This window comes from Pseudomonas vlassakiae (assembly GCF_014269035.2).
Lineage (GTDB): Bacteria > Pseudomonadota > Gammaproteobacteria > Pseudomonadales > Pseudomonadaceae > Aquipseudomonas > Aquipseudomonas vlassakiae.
Genome location: NZ_JABWRP020000003.1, coordinates 211,330 through 226,873, shown reverse-complemented (window position 1 = coordinate 226,873; position 15,544 = coordinate 211,330). Strand labels below are relative to the sequence as shown.

The following is a 15,544-nucleotide window of genomic DNA, read 5'->3' as shown; positions in this document are numbered from 1 at the left end:
CCTTTCTATCAAAGCGACGAGTATTTCTTGCGCAGACGCTGGCGAATCAGCTCGGCCAAGGTGTTCATGATGAAGGTGAACATCAGCAGCACGAGGGCGGCGAGGAACAGCACGCGATAGTGGCTGCCGCCAACTTCCGATTCAGGCATTTCGACCGCCACGTTGGCGGCCAGGGTGCGCATGCCTTCGAACAGGTTCAGTTCCATCACCGGAGTATTGCCGGTGGCCATCAGCACGATCATGGTCTCGCCCACCGCACGCCCCATGCCGATCATCAACGCCGAGAAGATGCCCGGGCTGGCGGTGAGGATGACCACGCGGGTCAGGGTCTGCCACGGCGTCGCACCCAGGGCCAGGGAGCCCAGGGTCAGGCTGCGCGGCACGCTGAACACGGCGTCTTCGGCGATCGAGTAGATGTTCGGGATGACCGCGAAGCCCATGGCGATTCCGACCACCAAGGCATTGCGCTGGTCGTAGCGCAGGCCAAGCGAGTGCTCGATCCACAGGCGCATGTCACCGCCGAAGAACCAGCTTTCGAGATACGGGCTGACCGCCAGGGCAAACCAGCCGATCGCCAGGATCACCGGAATCAGGATTGCCGCTTCCCAACCATCCGGAACGCGCAGGCGGATAGACTCCGGCAGGCGGCTCCAGGTGAAGCCGGTCAGCAGAATGCCGAGCGGCATGATCAGGAACAGGCTGAATACGCCGGGCAGGTGGCCTTCCAGGTAAGGTGCCAGGAACAGGCCGGCGAAGAAACCGAGGATCACTGTCGGCATCGCTTCCATCAGCTCGATCACCGGCTTGACCTTGCGGCGCATGCCCGGGGCCATGAAGTAGGCGGTGTAGATGGCGGCAGCAATGGCCAGCGGGGCCGCCAGGATCATCGCGTAGAACGCGGCCTTGAGGGTACCGAAGGTCAGCGGCGAGAGGCTCAGCTTGGGTTCGAAGTCGGTGTTCGAGGCGGTCGACTGCCAGACGTACTTGGGCTCGTCGTAGTTCTCGTACCAGACCTTGCCCCACAAGGCGCTGAAGGAGATTTCCGGGTGCGGGTTGCGCAGGCTCAGCGGCAGCAGCTTGCCACCTTCTTCAATGATGATGCGGTTGGCACGCGGCGACAGGGCCAGGATGCCAGGCCCCTCGGCGGCCTGCTCGACCAGCAAAGTGCGGTGCGCGGTGCTGTGGAACACGCCGAGCTTGCCGTCGCTGTCCAGGGCGATGAAGCCCTTGCGACGCTCTTCGGCATCGATCTGTACGATCGGCGCCTTACCCATCTTGAAGGTACGGATCTGCTTGAAGCGCTGCTCGCCATCCGGGTCGCGGGCCATGAACCACTGGGCCAGGCCGCCCTTGGAATCGCCGATGATCAGCGAGATACCCCCCACCAGCTGGACGGTGGCGGTGACTTCGGTGTCGGCGCTTTCGGCCAGCTTGTAGCGGCCATTGAGGCTCTTGTCGCGCAGGCTGAAGACATCGGCGGTGGCGCGACCGTTGATCACATACAACCACTGCTGACGTGGGTCGATGAAGATGTTCTTCACCACTTCGGTCATCTGCGGCAATTCGATACGGCGCTGCTCGGTGCTGGTCTCGCCGGTCAGCATGTTTTCGCTGCGCGACAGCTCGACCACCTGCAGGTGCGCACCCGTGGAGCCAGCCAGCAGCAGGGTGTCGCCGTTGACGTTGACACTCACGTGTTCCAGCGCGCGGCCCTGCTCGTCGAGCACGAACGGCTCCTGGCCGTACGGGTAATCGACGCCTGGAGTGATGGTTTTCTTGTTGTCCGGGTAGGTGACCTTGTAGGTGTGGTGGAACACCAGTGCCTGGCCATTGGACAGACCGAGCACCACCAGCGGGCTGCCAGGCTGGTCAGCACTGATGGAACTGACCTGGGTACCTGCCGGCAAGGGCAGGTCGACGCGGCTTAACTGTTTACCGCTCTTGGTCTCGAAGAAAATGGCCTGACCCTTGTCCGAAACGCGCATGCCGACCAGGTTCTGCTCTTCAAGGGCGATCATCAGTGGCTTGCCGGCATCCTGCTGCAGCCAGGCTGGCTCCAGGGCTTTCTTGCTGGTCAGCTCCGCACCCTGGAACAGGGGCAGTACCACATACGCCAGGTAGAAGAAGATCAGCGTGATGGCTGCCAATACGGCAAGCCCGCCCACCAGTACATACCAGCGGGTCAGGCGATCCTTGAGGGCGCGCATGCGGCGCTTGCGTTGCAACTCGGGCGTATTGAAGTCAATCCGCACGGGCGGGGAGTTTGGGGTCATTGTGGAATTGGCCAGATCATTCATGCGCACACCCTAGCGGTCCCGTATGACAAAAACATGACAGTGAGTTGACGCAAAAAAGCCCGCTGCCCAGGAACCCTGGCAACGGACTGGGGAAGTCGTGGAAGAGGCCGGGCTTCAGCACCGGCCTCATCCTCAGTCAGTTACTTCTTTGCAACGTTGTCCGAGTGGGACAGGCCCAGGTCAGCCAAGGTCTTGTCGACCACTTTGGCCGGCAGCGGGATGTAACCGTCCTTCACCACGACCTGCTGGCCAGCTTGCGACAGGACCAGCTTGACGAACTCGGCTTCCAGCGGGGCCAGTGGCTTGTTCGGCGCCTTGTTGACGTAGACGTAGAGGAAGCGCGACAGCGGATATTTGCCGTTCAGGGCGTTGGTTTCGTTGTCTTCAATGAACTCGGTGCTGCCTTTCTTGGCCAATGGCACGGTCTTGACGCTGGCAGTCTTGTAGCCGATGCCCGAGTAACCGATGCCGTTCAGCGAGGAGCTGATCGCCTGTACGACCGAAGCCGAGCCAGGCTGTTCGTTGACGTTAGGCTTGAAGTCGCCTTTGCACAGGGCCTCTTCCTTGAAGTAGCCATAGGTACCCGATACCGAGTTGCGGCCGAACAGCTGCACCGGCTTGTTGGCCAGGTCGCCGGTCACGCCCAGGTCGCCCCAGGTCTTGACGTCGGCTTTGGCGCCACACAGGCGGGTGGACGAGAAGATCGCATCGACCTGTTCCATGGTCAGGCCCTTGATCGGGTTGTCCTTGTGCACGAACACGGCCAGGGCATCGACGGCGACCGGGATGGCGGTCGGCTTGTAGCCGTACTTCTGCTCGAAGGCTTGCAGCTCGACGTCCTTCATCTTGCGGCTCATCGGGCCGAGGTTGGCGGTGCCTTCGGTCAGCGCGGGTGGCGCGGTAGAGGAGCCGGCAGCCTGAATCTGGATGTTTACGTTTGGATATTCCTTCTTGTAGGCCTCGGCCCACAGAGTCATCAGGTTCGCGAGGGTATCGGAACCGACGCTGGAGAGGTTGCCCGACACACCGGTGGTCTTGGTGTAGGTCGGGATCGCAGGGTCGACAGCGGCTACCGCGTTGGCGGTCGCAACGCCAGCGGCGGCAAAGGTGAGGGCCGCCATCAAACGCTTCAGTTTCATGCCTTGCTCCTAGCAGGAATATGGGGGTGCTGGATGGAACGGGGCCCAGTATCTGCAGGCCGCATGAATACGATATGACTCAAATGTGACAAATGGATGAAAGGCCATCACTGAAACAGGTCTGGCCCCTTCGCGGCTGAAGCCGCTCCTACAGGTAGGGTGCAGTCCCTGTAGGAGCGGCTTTAGCCGCGAAGGGGCCAGTAGCCTTGTGCAGATCAGCGCTTGTTGGCGAGCAAGTACAGGCCCACCGCCAGACCGACGGAGCACAGCCCTGCTACGTAGTAGGCAGGTGCCATTGGGCTGACCTTGAGCAGCGCCGTCACCACCATCGGCGTCAGGCCACCGAAGATGGCGTACGCGACGTTGTAGGAGAACGACAGCCCACTGAAGCGCACCACCGCCGGGAACGCCTTGACCATCACGTACGGCACCGCGCCGATCACCCCCACGCACAGGCCGGTCAGCGCATACAGCGGGAACAGCAGCTCAGGATGGGTCGGCAGGCTGTGGTAGAAGGTCCAGGAGCTGGCCAGCAGCAACAGGCTGCCGATCACGAACACCCGACCCGCACCGAAGCGGTCGGCCAGGCTGCCGGCACCGATGCAGCCGAAGCTGAGCAGCACGATCGCCAGGCTGTTGGCCTTGAGCGAATCGGTAGGGCTGACGTGATAGATGCTCTGCAGCAACGCCGGGGTCATCAGGATCACCACGACGATGCCGGCAGACAGCATCCAGGTCAGCAGCATCGACAGGATGATCGGCCCACGGTGATCACGCAGCACCGCGCGCAGTGGCAGCTCTTCGGCCAATGCCTTGCGCTGCTGCATCTCGGCGAACACCGGGGTTTCGTGCAGCCAGCGGCGCAGGTACACCGAGAACAGGCCGAACACACCGCCGAGCAGGAACGGGATACGCCAGGCATAGTCGGCCACTTCTTCGGCGCTGTAGAGGGTGTTGATCAGGGTCGCCACCAGCGAACCGAGCAGGATCCCTGCCGTCAGGCCGGCGGTCAGGGTGCCACAGGCGTAGCCGGTGTTGCGTGCCGGCACGTGCTCGGAGACGAACACCCAGGCGCCCGGTACTTCACCACCGATGGCCGCGCCCTGGATCACGCGCATCAGCAACAGCAGGACCGGCGCCCACAGACCGATCTGTGCATAAGTCGGCAGCAGGCCCATGATCAGGGTCGGCAAGGCCATCATGAAGATGCTCAAGGTGAACATCTTCTTGCGCCCAAGCAGATCGCCGAAGTGGGCCATGACGATGCCACCCAGTGGCCGTGCCAGGTAACCGGCGGCGAAAATGCCGAAGGTCTGCATCAGGCGCAGCCATTCGGGCATGTCAGGCGGGAAGAACAGCTTGCCGACCACTGTGGCGAAGAACACGAAGATGATGAAGTCGTAGAACTCCAGGGCTCCGCCCAGCGCGGACAGTGAGAGGGTCTTGTAGTCACTGCGGGTCAGCGGCCGTGAGGGCTGCTCGATACTGCTCGGCACGGAGGTCATTGATCGTTGTTCTCTTGTAGGTGACGCAGGCCGCTTGGCACGCGGCTTCTGGGTTGAGGCGAGCAGCGAAGATAGCAAATTGCCGAGCTGCGCTGAAAGCGATACAAAAACCATACAGATATTCGTGAATGCGCGGTCGTCGCCTGGCGATTGGCTATATATACTGGCCGCTCGTAGGAAAAGGTTGCTTTAACCGTGGGAAGTTGTGCGAAAACGCCGGGCTTGAGGTCAGACGGTTTCGCAGAGTTTCCCTATGGGCGCCCAGCGAAGCGGAATCAGCGTAGTATGTTGTCAGCTGAATCGTTTTCCCGGCCTTGCGCCACACCAACGAAGCGTCACGGGTCAGAGGCCCCATCGCATGATTGAGCTCGAACAAGAAGATCCTATCCCGCAAGGTGACCTGGCCTTGCAGATCACCGCGCTGCCGCGCGAAACCAATGGCTTCGGCGACATCTTCGGCGGCTGGCTGGTCGCACAGATGGACCTCGCCGGTACCGCCATGGCCAGCCGCGTTGCCGGCGGCCGGGTGGCCACGGTGTCCATCGACCGCATGGCATTCCTGGTGCCGGTGGCCGTCGGCGCGCAACTGTCGTTCTACACCCAGACCCTGGAAATCGGCCGCAGCTCGATCCGCATGATGGTCGAAGTGTGGAGTGACGACCCGCTGTCCAGCGAATGGCGCAAGGTCACTGAAGCGACGTTCGTATTCGTCGCCATCGATGGCAGTGGCCGCACCCGCTCGGTGCCTCGTCGCTGAGCCTTGCGAGCGGTAAACTCATTGCACGTCACCGGGTCCAAGGCCCACAGGCAATCAATGAGACGAGCGCAATGGCTACCTTCAAGGTCGAATCCGAGCAACATGGCGAACTCAACTGCTGGCGCATCAGCAGCGACCGCGCCGAATTACTGATCGCCCAGCAGGGCGCGCAGATCCTCAGCTACCAGCGTGTCGGCGAGCCACCGCTGTTATGGCTGAGCGACCAGGCCATTTTCCGCCAGGGCAAATCGGTGCGCGCCGGTGTGCCGGTGTGCTGGCCGTGGTTTGGCAACTTGCAGCGCAACCCCGCATCCGTGCAGGCCATGTACCGTGGCGAGCAGGCTCCCGCCCATGGCTTGGCGCGCACGCGTGACTGGCAATTGCTGGGCGTCGAAGAAAAAGGCGATGACCTGCACATCGAGTTCGAGCTGCCAGAGGCCCAGGGCGATCTGCCGGACTGGCCGCATGATGTCGAGCTGAAGCTGCACATCGTGCTCGGTGGCGATCTCACCGTGTCCCTGAACAGCCGCAACCTGGGCAACAGCCCCGTGACCATCAGCCAGGCCTTGCACAGCTACTTCGCCGTGAGCGACGTGCGCCAGGCGCGGGTAGAAGGGGTCGAGGGGCTGCAGTACATCGAAACCCTGGCCGACTGGGAACAGCGCCAACAGCAGGGTGCGCTGGGTTTTGCCGGAGAAACCGACCGGATCTACCTGGATACGCCACAGCAGCTAAGCATCGTCGATCCGCACTGGCAGCGGCGGATTACCTTGACCAGCGACGGTTCACGCTCGGCGGTGATCTGGAACCCGTGGACCGAGCGGGCCAAGGAGCTGGCGGACATGGCCGACGATGGCTGGCAGCGGATGCTGTGCATCGAGACGGCGAATGTCTGGGACGATGTGGTGGAGCTCAAGCCGGGGGCCAGCAGTTCGCTGCAAGTCCGGATCGGTAGCAGCGCGATCTGACTGCTGCTTTGGCAGGCTTGGCCTCTTCGCGGGTAAACCCGCTCCTACAGGGAATCTGCACAGTTTGAACACAGTGCAGATCCTTGTGGCAGCGGGTTTACCCGCGAAGAGGCCAGCACAGGCAATCAGAGGTCGGCGTCTTCCACCACCCTCACCTTCCCCGCATCCAGCGCATAAGCCGCATCAGCCAGGTCATTGCTGACCTTCTCCACCTTCAGCTTGCCGCTGACCCAAAGCGGCGTGTAGATGTCATCGATCTTCAAGCCTTTCGGATACCGCACCAGCACCAGCTGGTTGGGCGGCGGTGGCGGCACGTGGATGCACGCGCCTGGGTAAGGCACCAGGAAGAACACGGTACTGTTGCCCTTGGCATCGCTTTCCAGTGGCACCGGGTAGCCGCCCAGGCGGATGTCCTTGCCGTTCATGGCAGCCACGGTCTTGGTCGAATACATGACTGCCGGCAGGCCCTTGCTTTGCTTGAGGCCACCCTTGGCAGTGAAGGTACCATTGGCTTCCGGCGAGTTGTGATCGATCTCGGGCATCGCTTCGAGGGCCTTCTGGTCTGACTTGGGCATCAGCTCCAGCCAGTCGGTCTCGGGCAGTTCGGCATGGGCCAGGGTGCTGGCCAGAAGCAACGGGATGAGGAGAAAGGCACGCATGGAAATGCTCGGCAACTCGGGATGAATTGCCGGGCATTCTAACCAGTATTCAACGTTTCTTGATGAATCCGTAGATCACCAGAAGGATGATCGCACCGACCAGCGCGCCGATGAATCCTGCGGCCTGGCCCGCCTGGTAGATCCCCAGTGCCTGGCCGCCATAGGTGGCGAGCAGTGAGCCGGCGATACCCAGCAGAATGGTCATGATCCAGCCCATGCTGTCGTCACCCGGCTTGAGGAAGCGGGCCAGCAGGCCAACGATGAGGCCGATGAAGATGGTTCCAATGATGCCCATGGCAATCCCTCTGAAGTGAAGATGGAACAAGCCAAAGCCTAGACAGCGCTTTGGCTTGTTGCCATTTTCAGAGGGCAGACCTTGCGCAGAAGTTCGATCAGTTGCTGATCAGCGCTTCTACTTCGGCGATCCTGGCCTTCAGGCTGACCATGTCCTGGCAGCGCAGGGTAGCGTGGCCGACCTTGCGCCCGAACTTGAAAGCCTTGCCATAGTGATGCAGGTGGCAGCCCTCGATGGCCACGACCTTGTCCACCGCCGGCACTTCACCGATGAAGTTGAGCATGGCGCTCTCACCGACCTTGGCAGTCGAACCCAGCGGCAGGCCGGCCACGGCGCGCAGATGGTTCTCGAACTGGCTGCACTCGGCACCTTCGATGGTCCAGTGCCCGGAGTTGTGCACACGCGGGGCGATTTCGTTGGCCTTCAGGCCACCGTCGACCTCGAAGAACTCGAAGGCCATCACCCCGACATAATCCAGTTGCTGGAGCACTCGACCGACATAGTCTTCGGCCAGGCCCTGCAGCGGGTGCGCGTCGCTGGCCACGGACAGTTTCAGGATGCCGCTCTCATGGGTGTTGTGCACCAACGGGTAGAAGCGGGTTTCACCATCGCGGGCCCGCACGGCTACCAGCGATACTTCGCCGGTGAACGGCACAAAGCCTTCCAGCAGGCAAGGCACACTGCCCAGTTCGGCAAAGGTGCCCACCACGTCTTCAGGTGTACGCAGCACCTTCTGGCCCTTGCCGTCGTAGCCCAGGGTGCGGGTCTTCAGTACTGCCGGCAGGCCGATGCTGGCGACCGCCGCGTCGAGGTCTGCCTGCGAGAGGATGTCGGCGAAGGCCGGGGTCGGGATACCCAGGTCGCGGAACATACTTTTCTCGAACAGGCGATCACGGGCGATGCGCAGGGCTTCGGCACTTGGGTAAACCGGCACGAACTGCGACAGGAAAGCCACGGTCTCGGCCGGGACGCTTTCAAATTCGAAGGTGACCAGGTCGACGTCGTCGGCCAGTTGGCGCAGGTGAGCCTGGTCGCCATAGTCGCCACGCAGGTGCTCGCCCAGCGCGGCGGCGCAGGCGTCTGGCGCCGGGTCGAGGAAGGCGAAGTTCATGCCCAGCGGAGTGCCCGCCAGGGCCAGCATGCGGCCCAGTTGGCCGCCACCGATTACACCGATCTTCATGGGTTCAGCCTCAAGCCTGGCGCGGGTCTGGATTGTCCAGCACGGTGTCGGTCTGCTCGGTGCGGAACTGCTTGAGCGCCGCGTGGTACTGCGGGTACTTGGCACCGAGGATGCTCGCCGACAGCAGCGCAGCGTTGACGGCGCCAGCACGGCCGATGGCAAGGGTGGCAACCGGCACACCGGCAGGCATCTGCACGATCGACAGCAGCGAGTCGACGCCCGACAGCATCGACGACTGGACGGGCACGCCCAGCACCGGCAGATGGGTCTTTGCAGCACACATGCCTGGCAGGTGGGCAGCGCCACCGGCACCGGCAATGATCACCTCGATACCACGCCCTTCGGCCTCTTCGGCATACTGGAACAGCAAGTCCGGGGTGCGGTGGGCGGAAACCACCTTCACTTCGTAGGGAATGCCGAGTTTTTCCAGCATATCGGCGGTGTGGCTAAGGGTGGACCAATCGGACTTGGAGCCCATGATCACGCCAACCAGTGCACTCATCGTCGAGCCTCTCCTGCAAGCGCCTTCAGGCGCGCTAAAAGCAACAAGCCACGCAGGTGGGCCAGCGTGGCTTGTCATACGGATTCTGTATCGACCGGGTCGGTCGAAGGCGCGGGATTGTAGCGTATATCCGGGCGGCCCGCCCACCCCCATAAGCACATGTCGGATCAAAGGGCAAGCTGTCTCGCGGGACAACTTTTGCGGCGGTACGAAACGGCTACCGCACCGCCTGACGGCCACCCTCGATCGTCATTCAAACCGGCATATCGCCTGGGCCGCCTGCCGATTCCAGCTTGCGCCACAGCAGCCGGACATTGGCCTTGCGCACCAGAGCACAACGGTACAGGCGGATTTCCAATGGCACATGCCATTGGCTCCCACCACAAATCGCCAGCTCCCCGCGCTCCAGCTCGCCACGCATCGACAGACGTGGCACCCAGGCGACACCCATGCCTTCCAGCGCCATGCTCTTCAGACTGTCAGCCATCGCAGTCTCGTAAACCGTGGTGTAGCGCAGATTGCGCTGACGTAGCAGCAAGTTCACCGAACGCCCCAGGAAAGCACCGGCGCTGTAAGCCAACAGCGGCACGCTGCTGTCGGCTTCAAGGTCGAACAGCGGCTTGCCGTCGGCATCCACTGCGCACACCGGAAGCATTTCGGTGGTGCCCATGTGCAGCGATGGGAAGATCTCGGCATCCATCTGCAGGGCGGCATCAGGGTCATAGAACGCCAGCATCAGGTCACACCCCCCCTCCCTTAATGCATGCACCGCATCTCCGACGTTGGTCGCAACCAGGCGGGTGGCGATGTTCAAACCATCATTGCGCAGCTGGGCTACCCAGCGAGGGAAAAAGCCTGATGCCAAGGAGTGCGCGGCTGACACTTGGATCACCTCGCCCTGGCCTCCTTCGAGGTGATGCAAATGGCGAAGAACTTCGCTCAACTGGTCGACAACGGTACGCGCAGTGACGAGAAAAAGCTGGCCAGCCTCGGTCAGTTCGATCGGTGTGCGGGAACGATTCACCAAGGTCAGGCCCAACGCCGCTTCCAGGCTGCGTATACGCCGGCTGAAGGCGGGCTGGGTGACGAAACGGCGCTCGGCCGCCTGGGAAAAACTGCGGGTGGAGGCCAGGGCACTGAAGTCCTCCAGCCACTTGCTTTCGAGGTTCATGAAGCAGATCTCCCGGCGTGCACCAAAATGGAACACGCTCGAATGTCAATTGGCGTCACATGAAACACTATGCCGTTTGTGCATAGGTTAGCGTGCAACAGCATTGGCCGCAAAATCCCCTTCAGGCCTAGGATTGCCGCCATTCCGGCAGGTGCCGGGTCAAAATCGAGATGATATCCATCATGTCCTCCGCTGCATCGTTCCGCGTCGAAAAAGATCTGCTTGGTACCCTTGAAGTCCCTGCCGATGCCTACTACGGCATCCAGACCCTGCGCGCTGCCAACAACTTCCACCTCTCCGGTGTTCCGCTGTCGCACTACCCGAAGCTGGTCGTGGCCCTGGCCATGGTCAAGCAGGCTGCTGCCGACGCCAACCGTGAGCTGGGTCACCTGAGCGATGCCAAGCACGCGGCCATCAGTGCAGCCTGCGCCCGCCTGATCAAAGGCGATTACCACGACCAGTTCGTGGTGGACATGATCCAGGGTGGTGCCGGTACTTCCACCAACATGAACGCGAACGAAGTCATCGCCAACGTCGCGCTGGAGGCCATGGGCCACCAGAAGGGTGAATACCAGTACCTGCACCCGAACAACGACGTGAACATGGCGCAGTCGACCAACGACGCCTACCCGACTGCCATCCGCCTGGGCCTGCTGCTGGGTCACGATGCCCTGCTGGCCAGCCTCGACAGCCTGATCCAGGCCTTCGCTGCCAAAGGCAAGGAATTCGACCACGTACTGAAGATGGGCCGCACCCAGCTGCAGGACGCCGTGCCGATGACCCTGGGCCAGGAATTCCGCGCCTTCGCCACCACCATGACCGAAGACCTGCAGCGCCTGCGCTCGCTGGCGCCGGAACTGCTGACCGAAATCAACCTGGGCGGTACTGCCATCGGTACCGGCATCAACGCCGACCCGGGCTACCAGGCCCTGGCCGTACAACGCCTGGCCACTATCAGCGGCCAGCCTCTGGTACCGGCTGCCGACCTGATCGAAGCGACTTCCGACATGGGTGCTTTCGTGCTGTTCTCCGGCATGCTCAAGCGTACCGCGGTCAAGCTGTCGAAAATCTGCAACGACCTGCGCCTGCTGTCCAGCGGCCCACGCACCGGCATCAACGAGATCAACCTGCCAGCGCGTCAGCCAGGCAGCTCGATCATGCCAGGCAAGGTCAACCCGGTCATCCCGGAAGCCGTCAACCAAGTCGCTTTCGCCATCATGGGCAACGACCTGGCCCTGACCGTCGCCGCCGAAGGTGGCCAGCTGCAGCTGAACGTGATGGAGCCGCTGATCGCCTACAAGATCTTCGACTCGATCCGCCTGCTCCAGCGCGCCATGGACATGCTGCGCGAGCACTGCATCGTCGGCATCACCGCCAACGAACAGCGCTGCCGTGAACTGGTCGAGCACTCGATCGGCCTGGTCACCGCCCTGAACCCGTACATCGGCTACGAAAACGCCACCCGTATCGCCCGCGTTGCCCTGGAAACCGGCCGCGGCGTACTGGAACTGGTGCGTGAAGAGAAGCTGCTGGACGACGCGATGCTCGACGACATCCTGCGTCCGGAAAACATGATCGCTCCACGTCTGGTCCCGCTGAAGGCGTAACCCAGGCCCCTGCATACAGTCTCACCAGGTCGAGGGACTAGACACCTCTCAACCTTTCAAAGGCCCGAGCGCACGCTCCGGGCCTTTTTTTTGCCTCATGCATGGCGCGCCAGTTTGCAGCGCCGGTATCGGCACGCTACTTGCTCCATAATGTCCCCCAGGCCCACGGGATGACCGAGCATGCTGCACAGCCACCTGACCACCCTCAATGCGGTTTCGCTGATCCTCAACCTGTTCCAGGAGCAAGGATGCGAGGCGACGGCGTTGCTCGCCGGCAGCGGCATAGGCCCGGCCGACCTGGGCCATAGCGACGCACGCATCACCACCCAGCAAGAGTTGCAGGTGTGCGCCAATGCCGTGGCCCGGCGTGAAGAGATCGGCCTGGAGCTGGGGCGGCGCATGCATGTGTCGTGCTACGGGATGCTCGGTTACGCCCTGCTCTCCAGTGCCACTTTGGGTGACGCCCTGCGCCTGGCCCTGCATTACCCGGCACTGCTGGGAACAGTCTTCAAGCTGCGCCTGGTCGACGATGGCCAGCGCGTCTGGTTCAGCGCCAGCGAATACCACGACAGTCCGGCCCTCGCCGCCTTCAATGCCGAGTTCTGCCTGGTGTCGCTGAAAGTGATCTGTGATGACCTGCTTGGTCGCACGCTGCCGCTACTCGGCGCCCGCTTCGAGCACACACGGCCCGGCTACCACAGCCTCTACAGCGGCGCCTTCCAGTGCCCATTGGCCTTCGACGCAGAGGACAACGCCTTTGCCTTCGAACGGCGCTGGCTGGACATGCCATTGCCGCTGGCCGACCCGATTACCCACAAGGCCATGAGTGAGCGCTGCCGGCGCCTGAACCTTGAATTCACCGGGCGCCAGGCCTGGCTTGGGCGCATCCGCCAGCTTTTGCTGCAGCAACTGGATGCGGCGCCGGGCCTGGAGGGCCTGGCGCGGCAGATGAACTGTTCCTCGCGCACCTTGCGCCGGCATCTGCAGGCGCTGGGCTGCAGTTATCAACAACTGCTCGATGAGCTGCGCTTCGATCGTGCCAAGCAGTTGCTGGCCGATGAACAGATGCCGATCTACCGGATTGCCGAAACCCTGGGGTTCAGCGAGACCGCAAGTTTCCGCCATGCTTTCCAGCGTTGGAGCGGCGTCGCGCCCAGCCACTTCCGCGGTTGACTCGCGAAGAGGCCAGTGCAGGCCAACGAGCTTGGCCACATCGATCCCCTTTTGGCCGTTTGCGTCGTTTTCCGCCAGCGGGCCGCCCGTGAAAATAGGCCCACGCCAGTACCCGGAGAACAACAAATGCTGACGATCTATTCCGATGATCACCGCCTGCACCACGGCCGCTGCGAGCTGATCGACGGCAAGCTGATGCCTTGCTTCGAAATGCCCTCGCGCGCCGATCATGTCCTCGAACAAGTGAAAAAGCGCAACCTCGGCGATGTCCAGGGGCCAACTGATTTCGGCCGTGCGCCGTTGCAGCGCATTCACAGCGCCGACTATCTCGACTTCTTCCAAGGCGCCTGGGCGCGCTGGGCCGCGCTCGGTCACGACGGTGACCTGCTGCCCTTCACCTGGCCGGCACGCACCCTGCGCCAGGTCAAGCCAACCGGCCTGCATGGCGAACTGGGCTACTACAGCTTCGACGCCGGCGCGCCGATCACCGCGGGTACGTGGCAAGCCGCCTACAGTGCCGCGCAGGTCGCCCTGACCGCCCAGGCTGCCATCGAGCAAGGTGCTCACTCGGCCTTCGCTTTGTGCCGCCCACCAGGGCACCACGCCGCTGCTGAAGTCATGGGCGGCTACTGCTACCTGAACAATGCTGCGATTGCCGCCCAGGCCTTCCTTGACCAGGGCCGCGCCAAGGTGGCCATCCTCGATGTCGACTACCACCACGGCAACGGCACCCAGGACATCTTCTATCAGCGCAACGACGTATTCTTCGCCTCGATCCACGGCGACCCCCAGGATGAATTCCCGTTCTTCCTCGGCTATGCCGACGAAACCGGTGAAGGCGCAGGCGAAGGCTGCAACATCAATTACCCGCTGCCCGCCGGCAGTGACTGGGCAGCCTGGAGCGCCGCACTGGAAGACGCCTGCCAACGCATCGCCGCCTATGACGCCGACGTGCTGGTGGTCTCCCTGGGCGTGGACACCTTCAAAGACGACCCGATCTCCCAGTTCAAGCTGGACAGCCCGGATTACCTGGAGATGGGCAAGCGCATCGCCCAGCTCGGCAAGCCCACCCTGTTCGTGATGGAAGGTGGCTACGCTGTGGAAGAAATCGGTATCAACGCAGTCAATGTGCTGGAAGGCTTCCAGCGCGCCCAGCCAGGAGCCTGACCATGGTTCGACTCAAGCGTCTGCTCGCCCCGTTCATCGCTGCCACCCTGTTCACCGGTGCCCTGCACGCTCAAGCCGAGCAGCGCACCCTGCGTGTGTTTAACTGGTTCGATTACATCACCCCGCAGACCTTGAGCGACTTCCAGAAGGACAGTGGCGTCAAGCTGATCTACGACATCTTCGACACCAACGAAGCGCTCGAGGCCAAGCTGCTCACCGGCAACTCCGGCTATGACGTGGTCGTGCCGTCCAACGTGTTCCTCGCCAAGCAGATCGAGGCCGGGGTGTTCCAGCCGCTGGACCGCAGCAAGCTGCCGAACTGGCAACACCTGGACCCGGCGCTGATGAAGCTGATCGAAGCCAACGACCCGGGCAACAAGTTCGCCGTGCCGTACATGTACGGCACCATCCTGATCGGTTTCAACCCGGACAAGGTCAAGGCCGCGCTCGGTGACCAAGCCCCGGTCGACAGCTGGGACCTGATCTTCAAGGAAGAGAACATCGCCAAGCTGAAACAGTGCGGCGTCGCACTGCTCGACTCGCCGTCGGAGATCCTGCCGCTGGCCTTGCAGCACCTGGGTCTGCCACCCAACAGCGACAAGCCGGACGACTACAAGAAGGCCGAAGCCTTGCTGCTGAAGATCCGCCCTTACATCACCTACTTCCATTCCTCGAAGTACATGGCCGACATCGCCAATGGCGATATCTGCGTGGCAGTAGGCTACAGCGGCAGCTTCTCGCAGGCTGCCAACCGCGCGAAGGATGCGAAGAATGGTGTGGTGGTGGACATGCGCCTGCCCAAGGAAGGTGCACCTATCTGGTTCGACATGCTGGCAATCCCCAAGAATGCAGCGAATCCGGAGGACGCCCACGCGTTCATCAACTACCTGCTGCGGCCTGAGGTGATCGCGCCGATCAGTGATTTTGTCGGTTATCCGAACCCGAACAAGGATGCCACCGACAAGGTCAGCCCGACGATCCGCAACAACCCGAACCTGTACCCGACGGCGGAGGCGATGGCCAAGCTGTATACCCTCAAACCGTTGACGCGTGAGGCTGAACGGGCGCGGACACGCGCCTGGACCCGGATCAAATCCGGCACCTGATGTAGAGCCGGGGGGGCT

14 protein-coding genes are annotated in these 15,544 nt (G+C 62.4%); 6 read left to right on the top strand and 8 right to left on the bottom strand.

Annotation, left to right across the window (positions count from 1 at the left end):
- Nucleotides 1–8: 8 nt before the first annotated feature.
- The 3 genes from HU738_RS05310 to HU738_RS05300 form a co-directional block, all read right to left on the bottom strand.
- Nucleotides 9–2,297 (bottom strand): ABC transporter permease family protein, encoded by a 2,289-nt coding sequence (locus HU738_RS05310; RefSeq protein WP_186601496.1) that lies wholly within the window; start codon nt 2,295–2,297, stop codon nt 9–11.
- A gap of 140 nt (nt 2,298–2,437) precedes the next feature.
- A complete protein-coding gene (locus tag HU738_RS05305) occupies nt 2,438–3,436 on the bottom strand; it encodes a phosphate ABC transporter substrate-binding protein PstS (RefSeq protein WP_186601497.1) in 999 nt (332 codons plus the stop codon).
- Between the two features lie 215 nt (nt 3,437–3,651).
- Nucleotides 3,652–4,941: an MFS transporter gene (locus tag HU738_RS05300; RefSeq protein WP_186601498.1), complete on the bottom strand. Its 1,290-nt coding sequence runs from the start codon at nt 4,939–4,941 to the stop codon at nt 3,652–3,654.
- Between the two features lie 358 nt (nt 4,942–5,299).
- Here HU738_RS05300 and HU738_RS05295 point away from each other — a divergent pair, with 358 nt between their 5' ends.
- Together HU738_RS05295 and HU738_RS05290 are read left to right on the top strand one after the other, a co-directional pair.
- Nucleotides 5,300–5,698, top strand: coding sequence for an acyl-CoA thioesterase (locus tag HU738_RS05295; protein WP_027917060.1), 399 nt, complete (start codon nt 5,300–5,302; stop codon nt 5,696–5,698).
- 71 nt (nt 5,699–5,769) lie between these two features.
- Nucleotides 5,770–6,666: a D-hexose-6-phosphate mutarotase gene (locus tag HU738_RS05290; protein WP_186601499.1), complete on the top strand. Its 897-nt coding sequence runs from the start codon at nt 5,770–5,772 to the stop codon at nt 6,664–6,666.
- A gap of 125 nt (nt 6,667–6,791) precedes the next feature.
- On the opposite strand, the gene HU738_RS05285 is transcribed toward HU738_RS05290, so the two are convergent.
- From HU738_RS05285 to HU738_RS05265, 5 genes are all read right to left on the bottom strand, one after another.
- On the bottom strand, nt 6,792–7,325 hold the full coding sequence (locus tag HU738_RS05285; RefSeq protein ID WP_186601500.1) for a DUF3299 domain-containing protein: 534 nt from the start codon (nt 7,323–7,325) through the stop codon (nt 6,792–6,794).
- A gap of 49 nt (nt 7,326–7,374) precedes the next feature.
- Nucleotides 7,375–7,620, bottom strand: a complete 246-nt coding sequence (locus HU738_RS05280) for a GlsB/YeaQ/YmgE family stress response membrane protein (protein WP_060507722.1) — start codon at nt 7,618–7,620, stop codon at nt 7,375–7,377.
- Nucleotides 7,621–7,717: 97 nt separating this feature from the next.
- Nucleotides 7,718–8,800 (bottom strand): 5-(carboxyamino)imidazole ribonucleotide synthase, encoded by a 1,083-nt coding sequence (locus HU738_RS05275; RefSeq protein ID WP_186601501.1) that lies wholly within the window; start codon nt 8,798–8,800, stop codon nt 7,718–7,720.
- A gap of 10 nt (nt 8,801–8,810) precedes the next feature.
- Nucleotides 8,811–9,302, bottom strand: a complete 492-nt coding sequence (purE, locus tag HU738_RS05270) for a 5-(carboxyamino)imidazole ribonucleotide mutase (RefSeq protein ID WP_003253304.1) — start codon at nt 9,300–9,302, stop codon at nt 8,811–8,813.
- A 253-nt stretch (nt 9,303–9,555) separates the two neighbouring features.
- Nucleotides 9,556–10,473, bottom strand: coding sequence for a LysR substrate-binding domain-containing protein (locus HU738_RS05265; protein WP_176508522.1), 918 nt, complete (start codon nt 10,471–10,473; stop codon nt 9,556–9,558).
- A gap of 182 nt (nt 10,474–10,655) precedes the next feature.
- Between HU738_RS05265 and aspA the strand changes: the two genes are divergently transcribed.
- From aspA to HU738_RS05245, 4 genes are all read left to right on the top strand, one after another.
- The gene (gene aspA, locus HU738_RS05260) at nt 10,656–12,080 is read left to right on the top strand and encodes an aspartate ammonia-lyase (RefSeq protein ID WP_027917067.1); all 1,425 of its coding nucleotides are present in this window, start codon (nt 10,656–10,658) and stop codon (nt 12,078–12,080) included.
- A 180-nt stretch (nt 12,081–12,260) separates the two neighbouring features.
- Nucleotides 12,261–13,253 carry an AraC family transcriptional regulator gene (locus HU738_RS05255; RefSeq protein ID WP_176508523.1) on the top strand — a complete coding sequence of 331 codons (993 nt, stop codon included), beginning with the start codon at nt 12,261–12,263 and terminating at the stop codon, nt 13,251–13,253.
- A 126-nt stretch (nt 13,254–13,379) separates the two neighbouring features.
- On the top strand, nt 13,380–14,420 hold the full coding sequence (locus HU738_RS05250) for a histone deacetylase family protein (RefSeq protein ID WP_186601502.1): 1,041 nt from the start codon (nt 13,380–13,382) through the stop codon (nt 14,418–14,420).
- A 2-nt stretch (nt 14,421–14,422) separates the two neighbouring features.
- A complete protein-coding gene (locus tag HU738_RS05245; protein WP_186601503.1) occupies nt 14,423–15,526 on the top strand; it encodes a polyamine ABC transporter substrate-binding protein in 1,104 nt (367 codons plus the stop codon).
- Nucleotides 15,527–15,544: the final 18 nt, after the last annotated feature.

What these genes read in the sequence shown, in the direction of transcription:
- HU738_RS05250 (WP_186601502.1), top strand. Translation starts at nt 13,380, where the DNA reads ATGCTGACGATCTATTCCGATGATCACCGCCTGCACCACGGCCGCTGC.
- HU738_RS05280 (WP_060507722.1), bottom strand. Translation starts at nt 7,620, where the DNA reads ATGGGCATCATTGGAACCATCTTCATCGGCCTCATCGTTGGCCTGCTG.
- purE (WP_003253304.1), bottom strand. Translation starts at nt 9,302, where the DNA reads ATGAGTGCACTGGTTGGCGTGATCATGGGCTCCAAGTCCGATTGGTCC.
- HU738_RS05290 (WP_186601499.1), top strand. Translation starts at nt 5,770, where the DNA reads ATGGCTACCTTCAAGGTCGAATCCGAGCAACATGGCGAACTCAACTGC.
- aspA (WP_027917067.1), top strand. Translation starts at nt 10,656, where the DNA reads ATGTCCTCCGCTGCATCGTTCCGCGTCGAAAAAGATCTGCTTGGTACC.
- HU738_RS05285 (WP_186601500.1), bottom strand. Translation starts at nt 7,325, where the DNA reads ATGCGTGCCTTTCTCCTCATCCCGTTGCTTCTGGCCAGCACCCTGGCC.
- HU738_RS05295 (WP_027917060.1), top strand. Translation starts at nt 5,300, where the DNA reads ATGATTGAGCTCGAACAAGAAGATCCTATCCCGCAAGGTGACCTGGCC.
- HU738_RS05255 (WP_176508523.1), top strand. Translation starts at nt 12,261, where the DNA reads ATGCTGCACAGCCACCTGACCACCCTCAATGCGGTTTCGCTGATCCTC.
- HU738_RS05245 (WP_186601503.1), top strand. Translation starts at nt 14,423, where the DNA reads ATGGTTCGACTCAAGCGTCTGCTCGCCCCGTTCATCGCTGCCACCCTG.
- HU738_RS05275 (WP_186601501.1), bottom strand. Translation starts at nt 8,800, where the DNA reads ATGAAGATCGGTGTAATCGGTGGCGGCCAACTGGGCCGCATGCTGGCC.
- HU738_RS05265 (WP_176508522.1), bottom strand. Translation starts at nt 10,473, where the DNA reads ATGAACCTCGAAAGCAAGTGGCTGGAGGACTTCAGTGCCCTGGCCTCC.
- HU738_RS05310 (WP_186601496.1), bottom strand. Translation starts at nt 2,297, where the DNA reads ATGAATGATCTGGCCAATTCCACAATGACCCCAAACTCCCCGCCCGTG.
- HU738_RS05300 (WP_186601498.1), bottom strand. Translation starts at nt 4,941, where the DNA reads ATGACCTCCGTGCCGAGCAGTATCGAGCAGCCCTCACGGCCGCTGACC.
- HU738_RS05305 (WP_186601497.1), bottom strand. Translation starts at nt 3,436, where the DNA reads ATGAAACTGAAGCGTTTGATGGCGGCCCTCACCTTTGCCGCCGCTGGC.